The organism is Nonomuraea cypriaca (genome assembly GCF_015645445.1).
Lineage (GTDB): Bacteria > Actinomycetota > Actinomycetes > Streptosporangiales > Streptosporangiaceae > Nonomuraea > Nonomuraea cypriaca.
This window is the reverse complement of sequence record NZ_JADOGI010000001.1, coordinates 49378-67243: the sequence shown is the minus strand read 5'-3', so window position 1 is coordinate 67243 and position 17866 is coordinate 49378. Positions and strand designations below refer to the sequence as shown.

The following is a 17866-nucleotide window of genomic DNA, read 5'->3' as shown; positions in this document are numbered from 1 at the left end:
AACCACCGTGTCCGAGTTCGATGGCCGGGTCGCCGCGGCGCTCGAGGCTGACCGCGACCTGTACGAAAGCTGGCTCGTCGAGTTGTGCGCCCAGCGGAGCATCTCGGCGGCGGCCGACGGCGTCGGGGAGTGCGCCGACCTGGTGGAGCGGATGTGCATGGACGTCGGCCTGACGGTCGAACGCGTCGAGACCCCCCGCCATCCGGTGATGATCGCGACGATCGCCGGGGATTCCGACTACACGCTGGGCCTTTACGACCACTACGACGTGCAGCCCGTCGATCCGCTGACCGAGTGGACGTCCGACCCGTTCGTGCCGACGGCCAGGGACGGCCGCCTGTTCGCCCGGGGCATCGCCGACAACAAGGGCAACCTGGTGACCAGGCTGGCCGCCGTCCACGCGTGGCTGCGGGCCGCCGGATCGCTGCCGGTGAACGTCTGCTTCATCATCGAGGGCGACGAGGAGATCGGCAGTCCGGGACTGAACGCGGTGGCGGACGTGGTGCGCTCGAAGCTGTCCCTGGACGGGTTGATCTGGGAGAGCGGGTCGGTGAACGCGGCGGGCGAACTGGTGTCGTACGAGGGCGTCAAGGGCGTACTCGGCCTGGAGCTCGTCGCGACGGCGCCACGGGGAGACCTGCACTCGATGTACGCGACCGTGGTCCCCAACCCGGTGTGGCGGCTGGTACGAGCGCTGGCGTCGATGCGGGACGCCGACGGCGAGCCGGTGGTTGACGGCCTGTCTGCGGGCGCGGAACCACTCAGCGACCAGGACAGGCGCGAGCTCAAGGGCTACCACGCCAACGAGGCGGCGACCCTGCGGCGGATGGGCGCGCGGACCGACCTCGGCGACGAGGAGCTGGTACGCCGGCACGTCTTCGGCACGACGCTGAACCTCAGCGGGCTGTCGGCGGGTTACGTCGGCTCCGGCACGAAGACGGTGCTGCCCGCGACGGCGTCGGCGCGCATGGACATCCGGCTGGTGCCGAACCAGGATCCGACGGTGATCGCCGAGGCGATCCGCGACCACCTCACCAGGACGGGCTTCGACGACATCGCCGTCAAGGTGCTGAACGCGGTGCCGCCGTACCGCGGCTCGGCCGGCGGCATCGCGGACGCGGTGCGGATGGTGGCGGATGAGCTGTACGAAGGGTTCGTCGGCTATCCGATGATTCCCGGTGCCGGTCCGATGAGGGCGATATGCGGCGACAGCGATCTGCCGGTCAGCGCCGGGCCGGCGGTCGGCGACCACCTGTCGAACATCCACGCGCCGAACGAGAGCATCCGCCTGGACAACTTCCATCGCGCGGCACTGGGCATCGCGAAGCTCATGCCGCTGCTGCGGAAGTAAGCCGTGTCACCACGACGGGTGCGGCGGTCATGGACGTCGTGATCGGCGCCGGCATCGCCGGTGCCGGTTGCGCGTACCACCTGCGCCGGGCGGGCCGGGACACCGTGCTGGTCGACGCGGGTGCCGCCGGGCGGGCGACGGACGCCGCGCTCGGCATCGTGTCGGCACTCGACGACGGCTCCCACGGCCCGGCCTGGGGCGTCTTCGGCGCCAGGGCGGCGGGCTACTACGTGGAGCTCGCCGCCGAACTCGAAGAGCTCGGCCTGCCCGACCACGGGTGGGCGCGCGTGGGAGAGCTGATCATCGGCGACGAGGAGCGCTTGAGCGCCACCATGGCGCAGGCCGCCGAGTGGGGCGAACGGTACGGCGACGACGCACTGGGCGTGCCGGAACTCGTCGGCCACCACGACGTCCAGCGGCTCTGGCCGGGCCTTCGCGCCGATCGGGCGGTGTGGCTGGACCGGGTCGGGGGCGTCGACGGCGGCCGGTTCCTGGCCGCGCTGACCAGGGGATTCCAGCGGCTGGGCGGCCGGACGGTGTCCGGGTCCGCTGCCTTGTCGCTGCGTGGCGACACCGTCGAGGTACGCGTGGACGGCGAGCGGCTGACCGCCGACGTCGTCGTACTGGCGGCCGGCGCCTGGTCCGGGCGACTGCTGGCCCGTGCGGGCCTTCCTGGTGACTGGATCGCGCCGCAACGCGGGCAGCTCTTCGACGCGCACCTGCCGGGCAGCGCCGGGCGGCCCATCGTGTCGACACCGGGACGGAACTATCTGGCCGCGTTCCCCGGCGATCGAGTGGTGTTCGGCTCGACCAGGGAGGACGGGTCCGGGTTCGACGCGGTGCCGACGGTCGGCGCTCTCGCGACGCTGACCGCGGCCGCGTTGGGCGCGGCTCCATTGCTCGCCGGCGCACCGCTCGTTGGACAGCGGGCCGGCCTGCGGCCGCGGTCCGCGGACGGGCTGCCGGTGCTCGGCCGGGTGCCGGTGACCCGGAACCTGTTCCTGGTCACCGGCCTCGGGCACACGGGGCTCACCTGGGGGCCGTACGCCGGCAGGGTCGCGGCCGAGCAGATCGTCGGCGGCGGTGGACCTGCGGATGACCTGCCCGCCGAGTTTCACGCGGCACGATTCTTCGGGCCGCGTCGCAGCGAGCCGTTCGCAGTGAACCGGCAGTGAGCCAGTGGCGCGAACCAGTCACAAGTAAGCCAGTCACATGAGCCAGTCACAAGTGAGCCAGTCGCAGTGAGAAGGAGAAGACATGCCCGACGATCCCGCCAGGCGGCTCAGCCACCGCCCTCCCATCCGGGCGAGACACTACCTGGCCGCCAGCGGAAACTATCTGGCGACGGTGGCCGCGATGCGGATCCTCGACCGGGGCGGCAACGCCACCGACGCCGGAGTGGCGGCCGGGATCTGCCTCAACGTCCTCATGCCCGACCTCACGAACTTCGGTGGCGTGGCGCCGATCATCGCCTACGACCGCGGCAGGAACGAGCTCAGGAGCATCAGCGGTCTCGGCCCGTGGGCCAGGGACGTCACGTTGGAGGCGTACCGGGAGCGCTGGGGCGACAGGATCCCGCCAGGAGTGGCGCGATGCGTCGTTCCCGGAGCTCCTTCGGCGTGGTTGACGGCGCTGGCGAGGTTCGGCACCATGTCGTTCGCCGAGATCGCGCAGCCCGCGCTGGAGCTCTGCGAACGGGGATTCCCCGTGTACCCGTCGCTGCAGCGGAGCATCCGGGAGTCCTCGGGCCTGCTGCGGACCTGGCCGTCCAACGCCGAGATCTTCCTGCGCGGCGGCGGGGAGCCGGAGATCGGCGGCATCCTCGTACAGGCCGATATGGGGCGTACCTTCCGCACGCTGATCGCGGCCGAGGAGAAGGCGAATGGGACCAGGGAGGAGAAGATCGAGGCCGCGCACGACGAGTTCTATCAGGGCGAGATCGCGGAGACCATCGCCGCTTTCGTCAGCGACGGCAGCGGCTTCATGTCCCTCAGCGACCTCGCCGGCTTCCGGGCCGAGGTCGAAACGCCGGTGAGCACGTCCTATCGCGGGATCGACGTGTACATGTGCGGGCCGTGGTGCCAGGGCCCGGTGCTCGGCCAGGCACTGAACATCCTCGAAGGCTTCGCGCTCGCCGGCATGGAGCACAACTCGGCGGATCACCTGCACGTGGTCGCCCAGAGCCTGAACCTCGCGTTCGCCGACCGCGACGCGTACTACGCGGATCCGCGATTCGCCGATGTGCCCATCGAGCGGCTCATGTCGAAGGAGTACGCCGCGTACCAGCGCGCCCGGATCTCGATGGAACGGGCATTCGACCGGATGCCAGCGGGAGGCCTCGGCCTCAGGAGCGACCGGGCGGAGCCGGGACCGCAACCCGAGCGGTCGCCCTTCCCCCAACCTGACACCAGTTACGTGTGCGTCGTGGACCGAGACGGCAACGCGTTCTCTGCCACCCCGAGCGACGGCATGGTCACCTCACCGATCGTGCCAGGCCTCGGCCTGCTCTGCTCCGGGCGTGGCTACCAGAGCTGGCTCGATCCGGCGCATCCGGCCAGGATCGAAGGCGGGAAGCGGCCGCGGCTGACCCCGAGTCCGGCCATGGCCTTCCGCGACGGCAAGCTGCTGATGCCGTTCGGGACGCCGGGTCACGACATGCAGCCGCAGGCGATGGTGCAGGCCTTCGTGAACATCGTCGACTTCGGCATGGAGGTGCAGGAGGCCATCGAACAGCCGCGGGTCGCCACGAGCAACTTCCCCGGCACCGGGTGGCCGCACCCGTACACGCCTGCGGGGATGGGGGTGGAAGGCAGAATCCCGCAGTCCGTCGTCGACGACCTCGCCCGGCGCGGTCACGTCATCGAGCAGTGGCCACGGTGGAGCCGCAGGGCGGGCAACATCTGCGCCATCGTCGTCGACCACGACAACGGCGCCCTCTGCGGCGGCGCCGACGCCAGAGCAGAAGCCTACGCCCTGGGCTGGTAGCGGACGGCTACCCCGCTACAACCCGTAGATCTACCCTGAACCAAGCGTCACAGTGGGCTGCGAGTCATTCCTCCTTGCGGCGGGGTGGACGAGGCAGTCAAGCTCGATGCAAACTGATCCCCATGCACGATCAGCAACCGCAGGGGAATGCCGCGCTGCCGGGCGGTGAGCGACCGGTATGGGCGTTGATCGGCCCAGGAATCGCTGCGCTTACCGGTCTGTACCTGCTGACGATGCCCTTCGGGCCCGCAGCGCGGCTTTCTCTGCAGTCGGATCTCGTTTTGTCCAGCCAATCCGCCCTGCTCACGACTCTCGTTGCGTACCTGATCAGCGCGACAGCGGGTGGGGCCCTGGGCGTTGGTCTTGGTGGACGTTTGCTGACGACGGTGGGCATGACGGCCATCGCCTTGATGATCACCGGTGTGCTGCTGAACGCGTTCGCCCCCGACGCCGGAATCTATCTGACCGGCCGGGTGCTGAGCGGGCTCGGTGCCGGTGGCGTGGTGGGGGCGACGGTGGCAGTCGCACGGCGGGCGGGCCGCAGCCCGGGCGCGGTGGTCGCGATACTCGCAGGTCTGGGTCTCCTCGCCCTGATTCTGGGCCCGTTCATCAATCAAGGGCTGTCCAGCGCGTTGACGTGGAGGTTGGGATACCTCATCACGGTGCTTCCCTTGGTGGTGGGGCTGATCGCCGCTGCCGTCAGCGGATTCGTGCTGCTCCTGACCCGGCGACCCGCACAACCGAATTCGGCCGGCATGCCCTATCCACCAGCCGGGCAACGGCCTTGGAACGCCCCTCCGGAGACGTGACCGAAATATCGTCCGCGTCCTTGGCATCGGCTGGAGCCGGATCATTGCCTGGAGGCCCGACGGCGCCGGGTCACGGGTAGCGCCGGAACGGCGCGGGTAGGGGTGCGATGCCCCGCCCATCAGCGCGGCTTGTCATATCGTTTTTCGATGCTATCGTTCTTCGATACCATCGAAAAACGATATGGATCGGAGTCGGGCTGATGTTCACCCAGCACAGCGCTGTCGCACGAGTGGCGCATCGCCCTGTGGTCTTCGCGGTCCTCATTCTGGTGACCGGAGTGATCACTGGCATGGTGCTCTATTCCCGGGCCGGATTCTTCGGCCTGACCCGCCAGTACGTGGTGGGGCTGTCACCCAACGGCTACAGCATCGGTCTCGATGAGCCGGGGACGACCCGACCAGGCGTCGCGACCGTGGCACGTGATCTTCAATTCATCGACGGCTCGCCCGACACCGGCCAGTACGTCCTGCAGGTCCTGACCACATTCCCGAGCTTCGTAGTGACGGTCGGCGCGTTCTTCCTGCTGTGGCGGCTGCTGTGGCGGGCCCGCGAGGGCGTCTACCTTCCGCAGGTCTCGCGCCAGGTGCGCGTCCTGGGCTGGTGGCTGCTGGCCGGCGGCCTGCTGGCTCCCCAGATCGAACACTTCGCGATGATGACGCTGCTGGACACGATGACCGTGAACGAGGCCTACTTCGGGGTGAAGGAGATCCCGGTGATCGTGCCGCTCGTCGGGCTCGGACTGCTGGCGCTGGCGAGCGTCCTGCGTACTGGGATCCGGATGCGCGACGACCTGGAAGGCATCGTCTGATGCCGCCGGCCGAGACGGACACCCACGCCATCACCGTCCACCTCGACCGGCTCCTGACCGAGCGCGGCATGACGCTCACCGAACTGGCCGACCGTGTAGGGGTCACCGTGGTCAACCTGTCCATCCTGAAGAACGGCCGGGCCAAGGCCATCCGGTTCACCACCCTGACCAAGATCTGTGAAGCCCTGGACTGCCAGCCAGGCGACCTGCTCAGCTATCACCCTGGAAAGGGACGATGAGGTACGAGCATGAAGGACGTCCTTCCTGATGATCAAGGGTGACCTCAGGCCAATGGTCCTGTGCCACTGAACCTCTGAGTGGTGCAGGCCGCTCGCTGAGACTCCATGATCCTGACAGACCCCGCAGTTCTCGAAGGCGATGGAGCGGAGGATATCGAGGACGTCATCGCCTGCCTGCGCACCCACGGGGCCGAACTCGTCGGCGAGCTGGAGCAGTACGAGGACGTCTATCGGCTCTGTTACGTCCGCGGCCCCGAGGGCATCATCGTCGGACTGGCGGAGCAGCTCGGCTGAAGGCTCCGGCCCCGTCCCGGTGGGGCGTCAGCGGGTAGGCAGCACCTGGATCGTGTCGCCTACGGGCCGCTCGCCTGTCGCATCCGACGGACGGTTGACGAGGACGCCGTTCACCGCCAGGGCGGAGGAGCCGCCGCCGTCCAGGTTGAGGGCGTCGACCGCGCCGAGGGAGCGCATGAAGGCCGCGCCCTCGGCGAGCGTGAAGCCCTCGCTGCCACCGCTGAGCCGGCCGTCCACGGTCACCAGCAGCAGCCGTCCCTGCCGGTCGATGCCGGCCATCGCGCGGGGCTGGCGGTTGTTCGCCCACGCGAAGCCGAAGGACAGGTCCCGCGGGTCGAGTACGCCCTCCGTGGCGGCGTCGATGCGAGTACGTCCGTTCTCCACCAGCGTCGGGGCGGCGCTGACGATGCTGTCGTCCGCGCCCAGCCTGATCTTGCGACCGTCGCCGTCGCGGACGTCCTCCGTCATGGAGATCTTCTTGCCCGCCTTCGCGTGCTCGGTGAGCCAGCCGGCTGCCGCGCCGATGCCCTGGAGCACGGTCTGGCCGGGCGCGACGGCACCGGTCCGGTCTCCGACCGACACGACACGGTCCTTGGAGTCCAGCACCGCCTGTGTTCCGGCGCCGGTAGGCAGGGCGTGGACGTAGTCGTCGGTGAACTTCACCAGCTCGTCGGTCGTGGTGCAGGTGGTGTCGTGGCGCGGCTCGGCGGTGGGGGCCGCGCCCGGCCGGCCGCAGTTACGGAGGAGTCCAGGCGTGCGGTTGATGCCCTCGACGGCGTGTTCGGCGCGGCCGGCGCGGGCGGTCACGGTGGTGGTGAGGTCGGCGATCCGGGTGCGCCGGCCGCCGTCCTCAAGGATCAGCGCCGCCCGCGATCCCACCGCCATCGAGGTGAGTTCCCCATCGTAGGCGCCGATGCCCGCCATGGTGCCCTGTACGCCGTCCGCGCTGGAGGTGAGGAAGAAACCGCCGTTGACGCCTACCAGCGAGCCGAGCTCGGCCGCCACCGAGGAGGTCGTCTCCCGGTCGGCCACGTTGCCGTCGTGGGTGGCCTCGACCGTGCCGCGGAACCTACGCGGGTCGATGACCGCGATGTTGATGTTCTCCACGTCGGCCGGCTGGTCGGCGTCATAGCCGGTCCACTCCACGGCGTTGCGGAATCCCGCCGCGGTGACCTGCGAGGCCGCACTACGCGCCGCGTCCTGGGTCGGGAAGGAGCCGATCCGGACCCGCACACCCATGAGGCCGCTCGGCGTGTCGGAGTAGTCCGGCCACGAGATCCTGGTCACCACCGGCTCGAAACCGGCAGCGCGCAAGCGGTCTGCGGTCTGCGACGCCCACGACTCCGTGCCCACAGCGGCCCACGCCTGGGCGCCGGTGAACCGCGCCTTCACCTCGGCCTGCACGGTGATCGTCCAACTGGGCGCGGCGGCGGGGTTCTTGAGGGTCCCGGTGCGTACCTCCACCCCCGGCGCGACCGTCCGCGTCGTCCACTGCGCCGTGGTGCCGCTGGTGGCCGGGGCGGCGGACGCAGCAGGTGCGGCCGGCGTGTCCGCGGCGACGGCCACTCCGGGGATCGACAAAGGTGCTATGACCGCCAGCGCCGCCGCGCCGAGCAGGAGTCGCGCACGAGAGTTGCGGTCGCTGCTGTGGCTGTTGTCCATGACACATCCTTAGACTCGGTGGACGGCCGGGTAAAGTGACCGGTTCGGGGCAATATGACCGAGTCGGCAGTCCAGCGCAGCCAGACGAACTCCGGGGCGGAGTTATGGGTGTGGCGGTGGACGGGAGAATGAATGATCGGCAGCGGCATGCGGTCGGTTTGCGCATCCGCGCCGCTCGTCGCCGGCCGAGCTCCCGCCGCTGCCGTCGGCGCCCTGGGAGAGGAGGATGCCGGACAGGCCAAGCGCCTCCAGCGCGAGGAAGCCGCCGGCTAGTTCTGCCAGTCGCCGATCCCGTTCCAGATCATCGCCAGCCAGTTCGTCTCCTCCCGGTCCGTACGCCGGCGGAAGGCCTCGTGGGTTTGGCGCATGAGTGTCGTTCCACCGGCCAGGTGGAGCCGCTCCCCGATCTCCACGACCTGTGCCCTGGCTGGGCTGCCGGGGTCGGGTGGCCTGTTGGCGCGGGTCTCGATCCCCCAGTTGGTGAAGATCGTCAGGAGCTCCATGCTCGCCTCTTCCGGCCGCAGGTCCTTCAGGGAGCTCTCCGCCCGGTGCGACCAGTCGGGGTGGGAGCGGGCGGCTTCGAGGGCCGTTCGGGCGCCGGTGAGGTCATCCGCCTCGGCCTTCAACCGGCCCAGGGCGAACTCGGCGGCGGGGTCGCCGGGGGACGTGTCGCGGTGGAGCTGGGCGCGGAGGAGCGCGCCCACGTGCAGGGGCCGGCCCGTGTCGTAGGTCGACATGTGGCCTTCCTGACTGATCTCGCCGTCGGGCATCTGGACGTGCGCGGTGGTGACCCACTCCTCGCCGAAGTGACGTACGACGAGGTCGGTGTCGATGGCGTCGAGGACGAACGGGGGCGGTTCGGCTTCCTCACCGAGGACGTGCAGGCGGGAGCAGCATTCGACGAGGTGGACGATCAGCCTGCGTTCCGCGTCCAGCATCCGCCCGTCGCCGAGGCTGTTGGAGAGCCAGAACGCCAGCAGGAACCACGCCTGGTCGAGGAGGTCCGGCAGCTCCGCCTGGGCTCCGGTCTCGGCGGCCGAGCGCGCGCCCGAGAGTGTCCGTGCGGCCGCCGTCAGGTGGAGGTACGGGACGATGCCGCGTTCGTCGAGCCGGATCAAGGTGCCCCGAGTCCCGGAGAAGCCCTCCTCCTGCAGTGGCACCGCCGGCTGCGCCGGGTCATCGGCCCACGCCAGGCTTCCCGCCCGGACCAGCAGGCTGTGGCGGGGAACCGGCGGCTCGTCACTGCCGATGGCGGTCCGGATGGCGGTGTGCAACCGGTCGGCGTACCCACGCAGGATGTCGGTGGCGAAGAACGTGCCGGCGCGCTGGGCGCGGACCAACTCGCCGGTCAGGGGCGGCAGCAGGGTGACGTACGAACCGGAGCGGAGCGGGAACCGCTCCACCAGATCGCGCAGCTCACCCTTGGATACGGTCTCATCTGCGGGCGACTCCGACCCCGGCTGCCGGAAGGGCTTGCGGTCCTTGCTCAGGAGGCGCTTGAGCCAACTCATGGAACAATCATGACGCACGAGCAGAGGGCGTACGTGCCGTCGCTCATCGGGGCCGCCTTCAGGGTTGGCCGGCCAGGGCGGCGGAGAAACGCGAAGCGAGCGCGGCGACCGCGGCACGCAGTTCCCGCCCGCCGTCGACGCGGAAGGCGAACGGCACGCAGGCCAGCCACTCCTGGGCGTACATCGCCGGATTGCTCGTGCTGCCGACGAGCACGCAGCCGTCTCCCGACGGTTCGAGCCGCCCCATGGGAGGCCGGACCCATGGCGCCACCTCAGCCAGTGGGGCGTCGAACACGACGCGCGTGGGGAACTCCCACCCGGTGCCCAGGTTCTCCTCCAGCGCCGCCACCGGGTCGAGATCCTCAGGCGGCTCGAACTCGTACGCGGTCTGCTGGACCGCGTGGACCCGGTCGACCCGGTAGGTACGGATCGCGTCCGCGCGATGGGAGTGACACAGGAGGTACCAGCGCCCATGGCGTACGACGACCGCCCAAGGATCCACCTCGGCCTCCCACTCGTTGCCTGACTCGCTTCGATACGTGACCAGCACGCGACGTCGGTTTCCGATGGCGGCGACGAGTGCGCTGGTGGTGGCGGGGTCTGGGCGGGCCGAGTACCGGTCGGGCGCGGCCGAGGCGTGCTCGCGCAGCGCCGCCGCCTGCCGGCCGACGCTCTCGGGCAGCGCCCGGATGACCTTGCCCAGGGCGGCGCCGACGAGGTCGTCGACGTCGGTGGCCGCGGGTCTGCCGTCGAGCACCGCCATGACCAGGCCAAGGGCCTCGGGTTCCGTGAAGGCGACCGGAGGCAGTCGCGTACCGCGGCCGAGCCGGTAGCCGCCGTAGGGGCCCCGGGATGACGTGACGGGGATGCCCGCCTCCCGGAGGATGCCGACGTACCGGCGCGCGGCCCGCTCGGTGACGCCGAGACTCTCGGCGAGTTCGCCGGCCGTCACGCCGGGACGGTTCTGGAGGATCTCCATGGTGCGCAGGGCTCGTGCGGTGGGGCTGAGATCGGTCGGCACACGAGCAGACTAGATGAACCGGAAGTAGATCGTCCGGAACCCCTCCTAGCATGACGTCCCATGACCGAGTTCCGACGGCAGGACCTCACCGGAGCACGCTTCGAACGCGTGAGCCTCCGTGACGCCGCCTTCACCCAGGTGTACCTCAACGACGCCCGCATGCGGGAAGTCGACTTCACCGGCGCGCGGATCCGCGCCGCCCTGTTCAACCGGAGCCGCATGCGCGGCGTCGAGCTGGTCGACGTCGAGATCAGCGGCGAGCTGAAGAACGTCGTCGTGAACGGCGTCGACATCGCGCCGCTCATCGACGCCGAACTCAACCGTCGGATGCCCGACCGGGCGAGGATGCGTCCCGACGACGCCGAGGGATTCCGTGCGGCGTGGGCGATCCTGGAGCGGCTGTGGGAGGGCACCGTCGCGCGTGCGAGGACGTTCCCGGAGGTGGCGCTCCACCGCGGAGTCGACGAGGAGTGGTCCTTCATCCAGACCCTGCGGCACCTCAACTTCGCCGGCGCCGCCTGGGTGGGCCGGATGATCCTCGGCGACGCCTCGCCGTGGCACCCGTTGGACCTCCCGTGGGACGAGGCGCCCGGGTGGGACGGCATCCCGTGGGACCGCGAGGCGCGGCCCTCGCTCGACGAGGTGCTCACCGTCCGGCGCGAACGCCAGGCGATGGTCCGCCACGTCATGGAGTCGCTCACCGACGAGCAACTCGCCTCCGACGTGACCCGCACCGAGCCCGGCTGGCCTCAAATGGAGGGCTTCCCCTTCAAGGAATGCCTCCACATCGTCCTCAACGAGGAATGGGAACACCGGCTCTATGCCGAACGTGATCTGACCGCACTGGAGAAAGAAGACTGATCATGGACATCCTGCTCATTGCCGGCCTGTGGCTCGACGGATCCGCATGGGACGACGTCGCACCCGCGCTCGAGGCGCGCGGCCACCGCCCCGTACCGATCACCCTCCCCGCTCAGGCCTCGGCCACGCTCGACGACCAGGTGGCGGCGGTGCTCGCCGCCGTTGACTCGGCGTCGGAAAAGCCCATGGTGGTGGGGCATTCCGCCGCCTGCACGCTGGCTTGGCTGGCCGCCGACGCGCGACCTGAGTGGGTCGCCAAGGTCGCCCTCATCGGCGGCTTCCCGTGCGCCGACGGGAGCCGCTACGCCGACTTCTTCGAGCTGAAGGACGGCGTCATGCCCTTCCCCGGCTGGGGCCCGTTCGAGGGGCCTGACTCCGCCGACCTCGACGAGGAGGCCAAGCGGACCTTCACCTCCGCCGCGATCCCCGTGCCTGAGGGAGTGGCCAAGGGTGTGGTACGTCTGACGGACGAGCGACGCTTCGACGTCCCTGCCGTACTCGTGTGCCCCGAATACACCCCCGCCCAGGCTCAGCAGTGGATCGACGCCGGCGACGTGCCCGAACTCGCCAAGGCCAAGCACCTTGACTTCGTCGACATCGACTCCGGCCATTGGCCCATGCTGACCAAGCCGCTCGAACTCGCCCGGCTCCTGGCCGCAGCGGCAACCGGCGCCTGACCACGCCGCCACGCCCGCGCCGGCCGATGACTTCTTCGATGCTGGGGAGTCAACACGGTAGAGCGACGACCGACGGAGAGGAATCGCCATGCCCATGATCGACCTGGAATCCGCTGCCCACCAGGTGGTACGCCTGCTGGACGGCGTGACCGAGGACCGGTTGGACGATCCGACGCCGTGCGCTGACACGTCGGTCGCGGCGCTGCTCGACCACTTCATGGGCTTGTCGCTGGCGTTCACCTGGGCGGCCCGCAAGGTCACCCCACCCGAAGACGGGCCAGGGCCGGGAGCGCAGAGTGCCGGGCACCTCGATCCGCAGTGGCGCACGCTGCTTCCACGGCGGCTCGATGAACTGGTGGAGGCCTGGCGCGACCCGAGCGCCTGGGAGGGGATGACCGAGGCCGGCGGCGTGACGCTGCCCGCCGAGCAGATCGGCGTGGTCGCGCTGGACGAGCTGGTCCTGCACGGCTGGGACCTGGCCCGCGCGACCGGCCAGCCGTTCACGTGCACCCCGGCCGACACGGCGGCCGTCCTCGCGTTCACCAGCGCGTCGGCGCAACCGGAGCAGGCAGCCGGCAGGGAAGGGCTTTTCGGACCGGTGGTCGACGTCCCCGAGGACGCGGCGGCGTTCGACCGCGCACTCGGCTTCGCAGGCCGCGACCCCGCGTGGACGCCCAAATCTTCGCAGCCATGAAGCCACAGGTCAGGGCGCTGGGGTAGGGCATGCCCTACCCCTTTCCCGCCGGTGTACCTGATCGTGGTCGTGGGCCCCGGACCGGCAGCGTGTACCCCATGAAACGGATTGTGATTCCTATGGCCATCGCCGGCCTGCTGTTCGCCGCCGTTCCGCACGGCGCGCAGGCGGCGGAGAAGAAGATCGACTGGAAGCCGTGCGCGCAGGGGCAGGGAGTCGATCCCCGGCAGGAGTGCGCCAGCGTGAAGGTGCCGCTGGACCATGACAATCCTCATGGGGAGCAGATCACGCTGGCCGTCTCCCGGATCGCCACCGCGTCACCGGGCAGGCGGCGCGGGGTGCTGCTCCTGATTCCGGGCGGGCCCGGCGGCTCGTCCATCAACAAACCGAGCGCCCACGTGAAGCGGTTGCCCAAGGAGGTGTCGGAGCAGTACGACCTGGTGGGCTTCGACCCCCGGGGTGTCGGCGGCAGCAGTCCCGTGTCGTGCGACATGGATCCGGCCGACCTCTCGCCCTCGTTGATGAAGGGCTGGCCTGGCAAGGACGGCGACATCACCGGAAACGTCGCCTGGGCGCGTCGGGCCGCGCAGGCGTGCGCCGACAACGGCGGGGACGTGCTGCGCGGCATGAGCACGCGCACCGAGGCCAGGGACATCGACAGCCTCCGCGCCGCGCTGGGCGAGCGGAAGCTGTCCTACTGGGGCGTCTCGTACGGCACCTACGTGGGGGCGGTTTACGCGACCATGTTCCCGCAGCGCACCGATCGGGTGGTGCTGGACAGCAACGACGACCCCGACCACCGTCGGGTCGCCCGTGGCTGGCTGGAGAACTACGGCGTCGCCGTGGAGGACCGCTTCCCCGAGTTCGCCGCCTGGGCCGCCGCCCGCGCCGACACCTACGGCCTCGGCGACACGTCAGAAGCCGTGCGGAAGACCTTCCTCGGCCTCGCCGAGCGACTCGACGAGCATCCGCTGCCCTGGCCCGGCAGCAACCCGCCCGAGCTCAACGGCAACGTCCTGCGGGAAACCATGCTCAACGCGCTGTACTCCGACACCACCTTCCCCGCGCTGGCCGGGCTGATGAAGGCGGGGCTCGGGAAGAGCCCGCTGCCCGAGCCGCAGCAGGTCCCCGAGGCTGCGCTGCAGAACACGCTCGCGGTGGTCATGGGCACCATCTGCAACGACGTCGAGTGGCCGCGTTCCGTCTCCTGGCACCAGAGCCGGGTGCTCAAGAACCGCGCCGAGTATCCGCTGACCGCGGGGATGCCCGTCGCCATGAGCCCGTGCTCCTTCTGGCCGGCCCCCGAGGAACCGGCCGTACGCGTCACCTCGCATGGCCCGTCGAACATCCTGCTGATCAACAACCTGCGCGACCCATCCACCCCGTACAGCGGTGCGCTGGAGATGCGCCGGGCACTGGGCGACCGGGCCGTCATGGTCGCCGTCGACTCCGGAGGCCACGGCGCCTACCTGGCCAACGGCAATGCCTGCGGAGACCGTACCGTCTCCCGGTTCCTGGCGGACGGCTCCCGCCCCCGGCACGACACCGTCTGCCGCTGAAGGACCCAATGGTCAGCGGACATTGAGGGTGCCGTACTGGCCGCCGCGCACCCGTGCGGGGTCGAACAGTCCCTCGACGAGGCGGAGGTTCTCCGCGAAGTTCTCTGGCTGGAACTTGGGCAGAGTGGAGCGGAAGTCGCCGCTGGAGAACGAGGTGCCGCTGGTGAAGCGGCCGGCCAGCGCGGCTCGATGTACTGGGCGAGGCCCGCGTCTCTCAATAGGTGTCCGATGGACCTTTACGATGATGACTTTAGCGGTCCGGCGGACACCTATCAAGTGTCCAGCGGACCGCTATCCTGGGGCTGCCAGCGCCCGCAGCGCCTGAGGAGATTTGATGGACGACGTGGAGGTGCCGGCCTTCCAACGGGCCAGGCGGCCCGAGCAGCGAGAACTGCGCAGGCAGGAGATCCTGGACGCCGCGGAGGCGCTGCTGGCCGAGATGCCGGCGGAGGAGATCAGCCTCCGCGAGCTCGGGCGCCGGCTGGGTGTGTCGAAGACGCATGTGGTGCGCTACTTCGAGAGCCGCGAGGGCGTCTTCCTGGAGCTGCTCAACCGGCTGCGGCTGTCCTGGCTGGAAGCCGCCCTGGCGAGCGAGTGGCCGGCCCCGCCCTGCGAACCCGACGGGGTGATGCAGGCCTGGGCCGACTCCCTCGCCGCCCGGCCGGTCCTGTGCCAGCTGTGGAGTCTGCTGCCGAGCGTCCTGGAGCGGAACGTCTCCGCCGGCACCGTGCGCGCGTACAAACTCATCGACCTGGAACACCGCACCACGCTGGCGAACCTGATCAGCGACCGGATACCGGCACTGGGCGCGGACGACGCGCTCACTCTGACGCGGCACGCCGTCGTCTCGCTGGTGGGCCTGTGGCCGTTCAGCAACCCGGCCCCGGCCGTCGTCGAGGCCACGGCCGACCCCCGGCTCGCGGGCTCCCGGGTGGACTTCGCCACCATGTACGGCGAAATCCTGCAGACCACACTCGCCAGCCTACTCGCCCGCGCCAAATGACGCGCTGACGGTGGTGCCCCTGGTGCTGAGTGACGTGATGATGAACTGGATGCCCGTGCTCGGGTGCGCGCCGTCCTCGGAAGAGGCGGCCAATCCGGTCACGCCCGCGTGGGAAGAGTTGCGCGCCAACCGGAACCAGCCGGGCGGCTTCTGGCTGGCCAAGGACGACCCGCGGGCGGCGGACGAGGCGATCACCGGAAGCTGTCCGATCTCCGAGGTGACCGGCGCCGTACTGCTCAGCAACGGAGCCAGCCGCATCGTGGACCGGTTCGGGCTCACCGACTGGCCAGGGGTCATGGACGTCCTGGCGTCGAGCGGACCCGCCGAGATCATCCGTGGTGTCCGGCTGGCGGAGGCGCGCCACGCGGTGGCGGCGGACGATGCGACGATCGCACACTGCACCGACCTCGGCGAGGCGGTCTGACCGTCGCCGGCGGCTCCCGGTGACGGGCACACGCTCAAGTTCTGACCGAACCCGCCATGAGCGGCGGCGATCATCTGGCGTGCTTCACTCCTCGTCTCGTGCCGCGCGGGACCTGACCGCGGCCCCGGTCTCCGCCGCGCGGCGGCACGTGGTGAGGATGGGCCGATCGTTTGGACCGACTTAATGGGGGCGGCCGAGCGCAGGGATCGGCTGACTCGGAGCGGCTTGTGGCGGCCCATCGGAGGACTGACTCAGCCAAGGGTTGCAGAATCATATTTCCATTTGGCAATATGAGCACGTGAGCGCCTACGCAGCCCTGGCGGAGCCGCACCGCAGGCAGATTCTCGACCTGCTGCGTGCTGGTGAGCGGTCCGTCGGGGAGCTGGTGAAACGCCTTGATCTCAGTCAGCCGGGCGTGTCCAAGCACCTCAAGACATTGCGCGAGGCCGGACTCGTCGCGGTGCGCATCGAGGGCAAGCAGCGTGTGTACGCGCTGCGCCCAGAACCCCTTGCCGAGGTCGACCAGTGGCTGGAGCCCTATCGGGTGTTCTGGTCGAGGCGCCTCGACGCCCTGGAACGGCACCTGGAGGAGAACCCATGATTCACGGAACCCTGGAGACCATCGACGGTCGCCCGGCGCTGCGCTTCGAGCGCACGCTCGCCCACCCGATCGAGCGCGTGTGGCGAGCCGTCAGCGTGCCGGCGGAGCTGGAGCGCTGGTTCCCCGCAGCCGTCGACTGGACGCCGGCGAAGGGTGAGACCTTCGAGGCCGCCGGACAGACCCTGGAGGTGACCGAGGTCGATCCACCCCGCCGCCTGGCGTGGACCTACGCAGGCCAGCCGCACAGCTTCGAGCTGGTCCCCGAGGGAGACGGCTGCCGTTTGATCTTCACCCACGTCATCGACGACCTGGACTCCGCGGCGCAGACCGCCACCGGCTGGGAGGCCTACTTCTGGCGGCTCGGGCCGCATCTCGCCGGCCAGTTCATCTCCGAAGAGGTGGCGCACGAGCCGTGGGAGGAGCTCCACGAACACTACGCCCAGCGCTTCGGGGTGGACCCGGGCCCGGGCCGGCGCTTTGCGGCGGCTCTGCGTGGAAACAACGGTGACGCCTGAGTTACCGCACTACCGCATCGGGATGGCGGAGGAACAGGTCGTCGTTCAAGAGGATCTCGGAGGCGCGCCACGCGGTGGCGGCGGACGATGCGACGTTCGCACACTGCACCGACCTCGGCGAGGCGGCCTGACCGAGATCCGCCGCACGGCTACCGGGGTCATCGGTCCCTCGCTGAGCAGAGCGCTCGTGCTCAGCCATCTCAACCCCGTCCTGCAGGACCTGCCCCGCACCACTCCCGCGCGGCGCTGGGCCGACAACACGCCGGCGCCAGCCGGTGTTAGACCGACGGTACGCCGGCGCCCGGCAGGCCGGCGTGGTCGGGCACCACGCGGGGCAGGCCGCGCAGCCACGTCTCCAGGTCCGCGGGCCACCACCGCCCAGCCGTCAGCCGTCCCAGCTCGAAGGAGACCGCCGACGCCGAGGCGTGTACGGGCACCACCCGCACGGGCGCGACCCCGGCCAGCACCCCGAACCACCAGTGCCGCCACGTCTCCGTCATCCCGTCCGGATCCAGCACCAGGTAGTAGTCGGGCAGCACCAGCCGATCGGCGCGCAGCTCGCCCAGCGCGGCCTCGATCGCCACCTCCAGGGCGCCGACCACCCCCGTGCCGTCGAAGAACTCCGTCCACGCCTCCGCCACAGCGGCCAGCGGATCGGCGTCGTGCACCACGTACGTAGCCGCCGACCGCCCCGCGATCTCCATCACCTCGGCCGGCCCGCGCTCCCCCCGGGGGATCGCCCGCACGTTGTGCAGGCCGTCCAGGTCAGCGACCACCTCTCCGGCACCGTCCCCCACCACCACGACCACCGTACTGACCAAACGCCGCATATCCGCAGTTTACGGCGGGGG

18 protein-coding genes and 1 pseudogene are annotated in these 17866 nt (G+C 70.1%); 15 read left to right on the top strand and 4 right to left on the bottom strand.

Annotated features, from left to right (window positions below; genetic code table 11):
* Positions 1-7: 7 nt before the first annotated feature.
* The 7 genes and pseudogenes from ITP53_RS00315 to ITP53_RS00285 all read left to right on the top strand — a co-directional run.
* Positions 8-1351 (top strand): M20/M25/M40 family metallo-hydrolase, encoded by a 1344-nt coding sequence (locus tag ITP53_RS00315; protein WP_195893206.1) that lies wholly within the window; start codon positions 8-10, stop codon positions 1349-1351.
* A 29-nt stretch (positions 1352-1380) separates the two neighbouring features.
* Complete coding sequence (locus tag ITP53_RS00310) at positions 1381-2526, top strand: NAD(P)/FAD-dependent oxidoreductase (protein WP_195893205.1); 1146 nt, start codon at positions 1381-1383, stop codon at positions 2524-2526.
* 82 nt (positions 2527-2608) lie between these two features.
* A complete protein-coding gene (locus ITP53_RS00305; RefSeq protein ID WP_195893204.1) occupies positions 2609-4336 on the top strand; it encodes a gamma-glutamyltransferase family protein in 1728 nt (575 codons plus the stop codon).
* A gap of 122 nt (positions 4337-4458) precedes the next feature.
* Positions 4459-5145 (top strand): MFS transporter, encoded by a 687-nt coding sequence (locus ITP53_RS00300; RefSeq protein ID WP_195893203.1) that lies wholly within the window; start codon positions 4459-4461, stop codon positions 5143-5145.
* Positions 5146-5375: 230 nt separating this feature from the next.
* Entirely contained in the window at positions 5376-5954 is a 579-nt protein-coding gene (locus tag ITP53_RS00295) for a DUF2975 domain-containing protein (RefSeq protein ID WP_195893202.1), read from the top strand.
* Positions 5954-6193, top strand: a complete 240-nt coding sequence (locus ITP53_RS00290; protein ID WP_195893201.1) for a helix-turn-helix domain-containing protein — start codon at positions 5954-5956, stop codon at positions 6191-6193. The genes ITP53_RS00295 and ITP53_RS00290 overlap by 1 nt, the downstream gene beginning before the upstream one ends.
* 147 nt (positions 6194-6340) lie before the next feature.
* Positions 6341-6487, top strand: a pseudogene (locus ITP53_RS00285) (VOC family protein); the annotation flags it as partial.
* A 27-nt stretch (positions 6488-6514) separates the two neighbouring features.
* On the opposite strand, the gene ITP53_RS00280 reads toward ITP53_RS00285, so the two are convergent.
* The 3 genes from ITP53_RS00280 to ITP53_RS00270 form a co-directional block, all read right to left on the bottom strand.
* Entirely contained in the window at positions 6515-8149 is a 1635-nt protein-coding gene (locus ITP53_RS00280; protein WP_195893200.1) for a phosphodiester glycosidase family protein, read from the bottom strand.
* Positions 8150-8418: 269 nt separating this feature from the next.
* Positions 8419-9660: a hypothetical protein gene (locus ITP53_RS00275; RefSeq protein ID WP_195893199.1), complete on the bottom strand. Its 1242-nt coding sequence runs from the start codon at positions 9658-9660 to the stop codon at positions 8419-8421.
* A gap of 58 nt (positions 9661-9718) precedes the next feature.
* Complete coding sequence (locus ITP53_RS00270) at positions 9719-10681, bottom strand: helix-turn-helix transcriptional regulator (RefSeq protein ID WP_195893198.1); 963 nt, start codon at positions 10679-10681, stop codon at positions 9719-9721.
* A gap of 60 nt (positions 10682-10741) precedes the next feature.
* Between ITP53_RS00270 and ITP53_RS00265 the strand changes: the two genes are divergently transcribed.
* The 8 genes from ITP53_RS00265 (at position 10742) to ITP53_RS00230 (ending at position 17015) form a co-directional block, all read left to right on the top strand.
* Entirely contained in the window at positions 10742-11542 is an 801-nt protein-coding gene (locus tag ITP53_RS00265) for a DinB family protein (protein WP_195893197.1), read from the top strand.
* Between the two features lie 2 nt (positions 11543-11544).
* Positions 11545-12219, top strand: coding sequence for an alpha/beta fold hydrolase (locus tag ITP53_RS00260; protein WP_195893196.1), 675 nt, complete (start codon positions 11545-11547; stop codon positions 12217-12219).
* An 88-nt stretch (positions 12220-12307) separates the two neighbouring features.
* On the top strand, positions 12308-12913 hold the full coding sequence (locus ITP53_RS00255; RefSeq protein ID WP_195893195.1) for a TIGR03086 family metal-binding protein: 606 nt from the start codon (positions 12308-12310) through the stop codon (positions 12911-12913).
* A 98-nt stretch (positions 12914-13011) separates the two neighbouring features.
* Positions 13012-14472, top strand: a complete 1461-nt coding sequence (locus ITP53_RS00250; protein WP_195893194.1) for an alpha/beta hydrolase — start codon at positions 13012-13014, stop codon at positions 14470-14472.
* Between the two features lie 334 nt (positions 14473-14806).
* Positions 14807-15475: a TetR/AcrR family transcriptional regulator gene (locus ITP53_RS00245; protein WP_195893193.1), complete on the top strand. Its 669-nt coding sequence runs from the start codon at positions 14807-14809 to the stop codon at positions 15473-15475.
* Between the two features lie 22 nt (positions 15476-15497).
* On the top strand, positions 15498-15899 hold the full coding sequence (locus tag ITP53_RS00240; RefSeq protein WP_195893192.1) for a hypothetical protein: 402 nt from the start codon (positions 15498-15500) through the stop codon (positions 15897-15899).
* Positions 15900-16197: 298 nt separating this feature from the next.
* Entirely contained in the window at positions 16198-16500 is a 303-nt protein-coding gene (locus tag ITP53_RS00235) for an ArsR/SmtB family transcription factor (protein ID WP_195893191.1), read from the top strand.
* Entirely contained in the window at positions 16497-17015 is a 519-nt protein-coding gene (locus tag ITP53_RS00230) for an SRPBCC domain-containing protein (protein WP_195893190.1), read from the top strand. Before ITP53_RS00235 ends, ITP53_RS00230 begins: the two co-directional genes overlap by 4 nt.
* Before the next feature lie 278 nt (positions 17016-17293).
* Here ITP53_RS00230 and ITP53_RS00225 read toward each other — a convergent pair whose 3' ends face one another.
* Positions 17294-17845, bottom strand: coding sequence for a hypothetical protein (locus tag ITP53_RS00225; protein ID WP_195893189.1), 552 nt, complete (start codon positions 17843-17845; stop codon positions 17294-17296).
* Positions 17846-17866 lie beyond the last annotated feature (21 nt).

Excerpts from the sequence above, each read along its gene's own strand:
- ITP53_RS00230 (WP_195893190.1), top strand. The coding sequence starts at position 16,497 with ATGATTCACGGAACCCTGGAGACCATCGACGGTCGCCCGGCGCTGCGC.
- ITP53_RS00255 (WP_195893195.1), top strand. The coding sequence starts at position 12,308 with ATGCCCATGATCGACCTGGAATCCGCTGCCCACCAGGTGGTACGCCTG.
- ITP53_RS00250 (WP_195893194.1), top strand. The coding sequence starts at position 13,012 with ATGAAACGGATTGTGATTCCTATGGCCATCGCCGGCCTGCTGTTCGCC.
- ITP53_RS00290 (WP_195893201.1), top strand. The coding sequence starts at position 5,954 with ATGCCGCCGGCCGAGACGGACACCCACGCCATCACCGTCCACCTCGAC.
- ITP53_RS00280 (WP_195893200.1), bottom strand. The coding sequence starts at position 8,149 with ATGGACAACAGCCACAGCAGCGACCGCAACTCTCGTGCGCGACTCCTG.
- ITP53_RS00305 (WP_195893204.1), top strand. The coding sequence starts at position 2,609 with ATGCCCGACGATCCCGCCAGGCGGCTCAGCCACCGCCCTCCCATCCGG.
- ITP53_RS00225 (WP_195893189.1), bottom strand. The coding sequence starts at position 17,845 with ATGCGGCGTTTGGTCAGTACGGTGGTCGTGGTGGTGGGGGACGGTGCC.
- ITP53_RS00265 (WP_195893197.1), top strand. The coding sequence starts at position 10,742 with ATGACCGAGTTCCGACGGCAGGACCTCACCGGAGCACGCTTCGAACGC.
- ITP53_RS00245 (WP_195893193.1), top strand. The coding sequence starts at position 14,807 with ATGGACGACGTGGAGGTGCCGGCCTTCCAACGGGCCAGGCGGCCCGAG.
- ITP53_RS00300 (WP_195893203.1), top strand. The coding sequence starts at position 4,459 with ATGCACGATCAGCAACCGCAGGGGAATGCCGCGCTGCCGGGCGGTGAG.
- ITP53_RS00275 (WP_195893199.1), bottom strand. The coding sequence starts at position 9,660 with ATGAGTTGGCTCAAGCGCCTCCTGAGCAAGGACCGCAAGCCCTTCCGG.
- ITP53_RS00310 (WP_195893205.1), top strand. The coding sequence starts at position 1,381 with ATGGACGTCGTGATCGGCGCCGGCATCGCCGGTGCCGGTTGCGCGTAC.
- ITP53_RS00260 (WP_195893196.1), top strand. The coding sequence starts at position 11,545 with ATGGACATCCTGCTCATTGCCGGCCTGTGGCTCGACGGATCCGCATGG.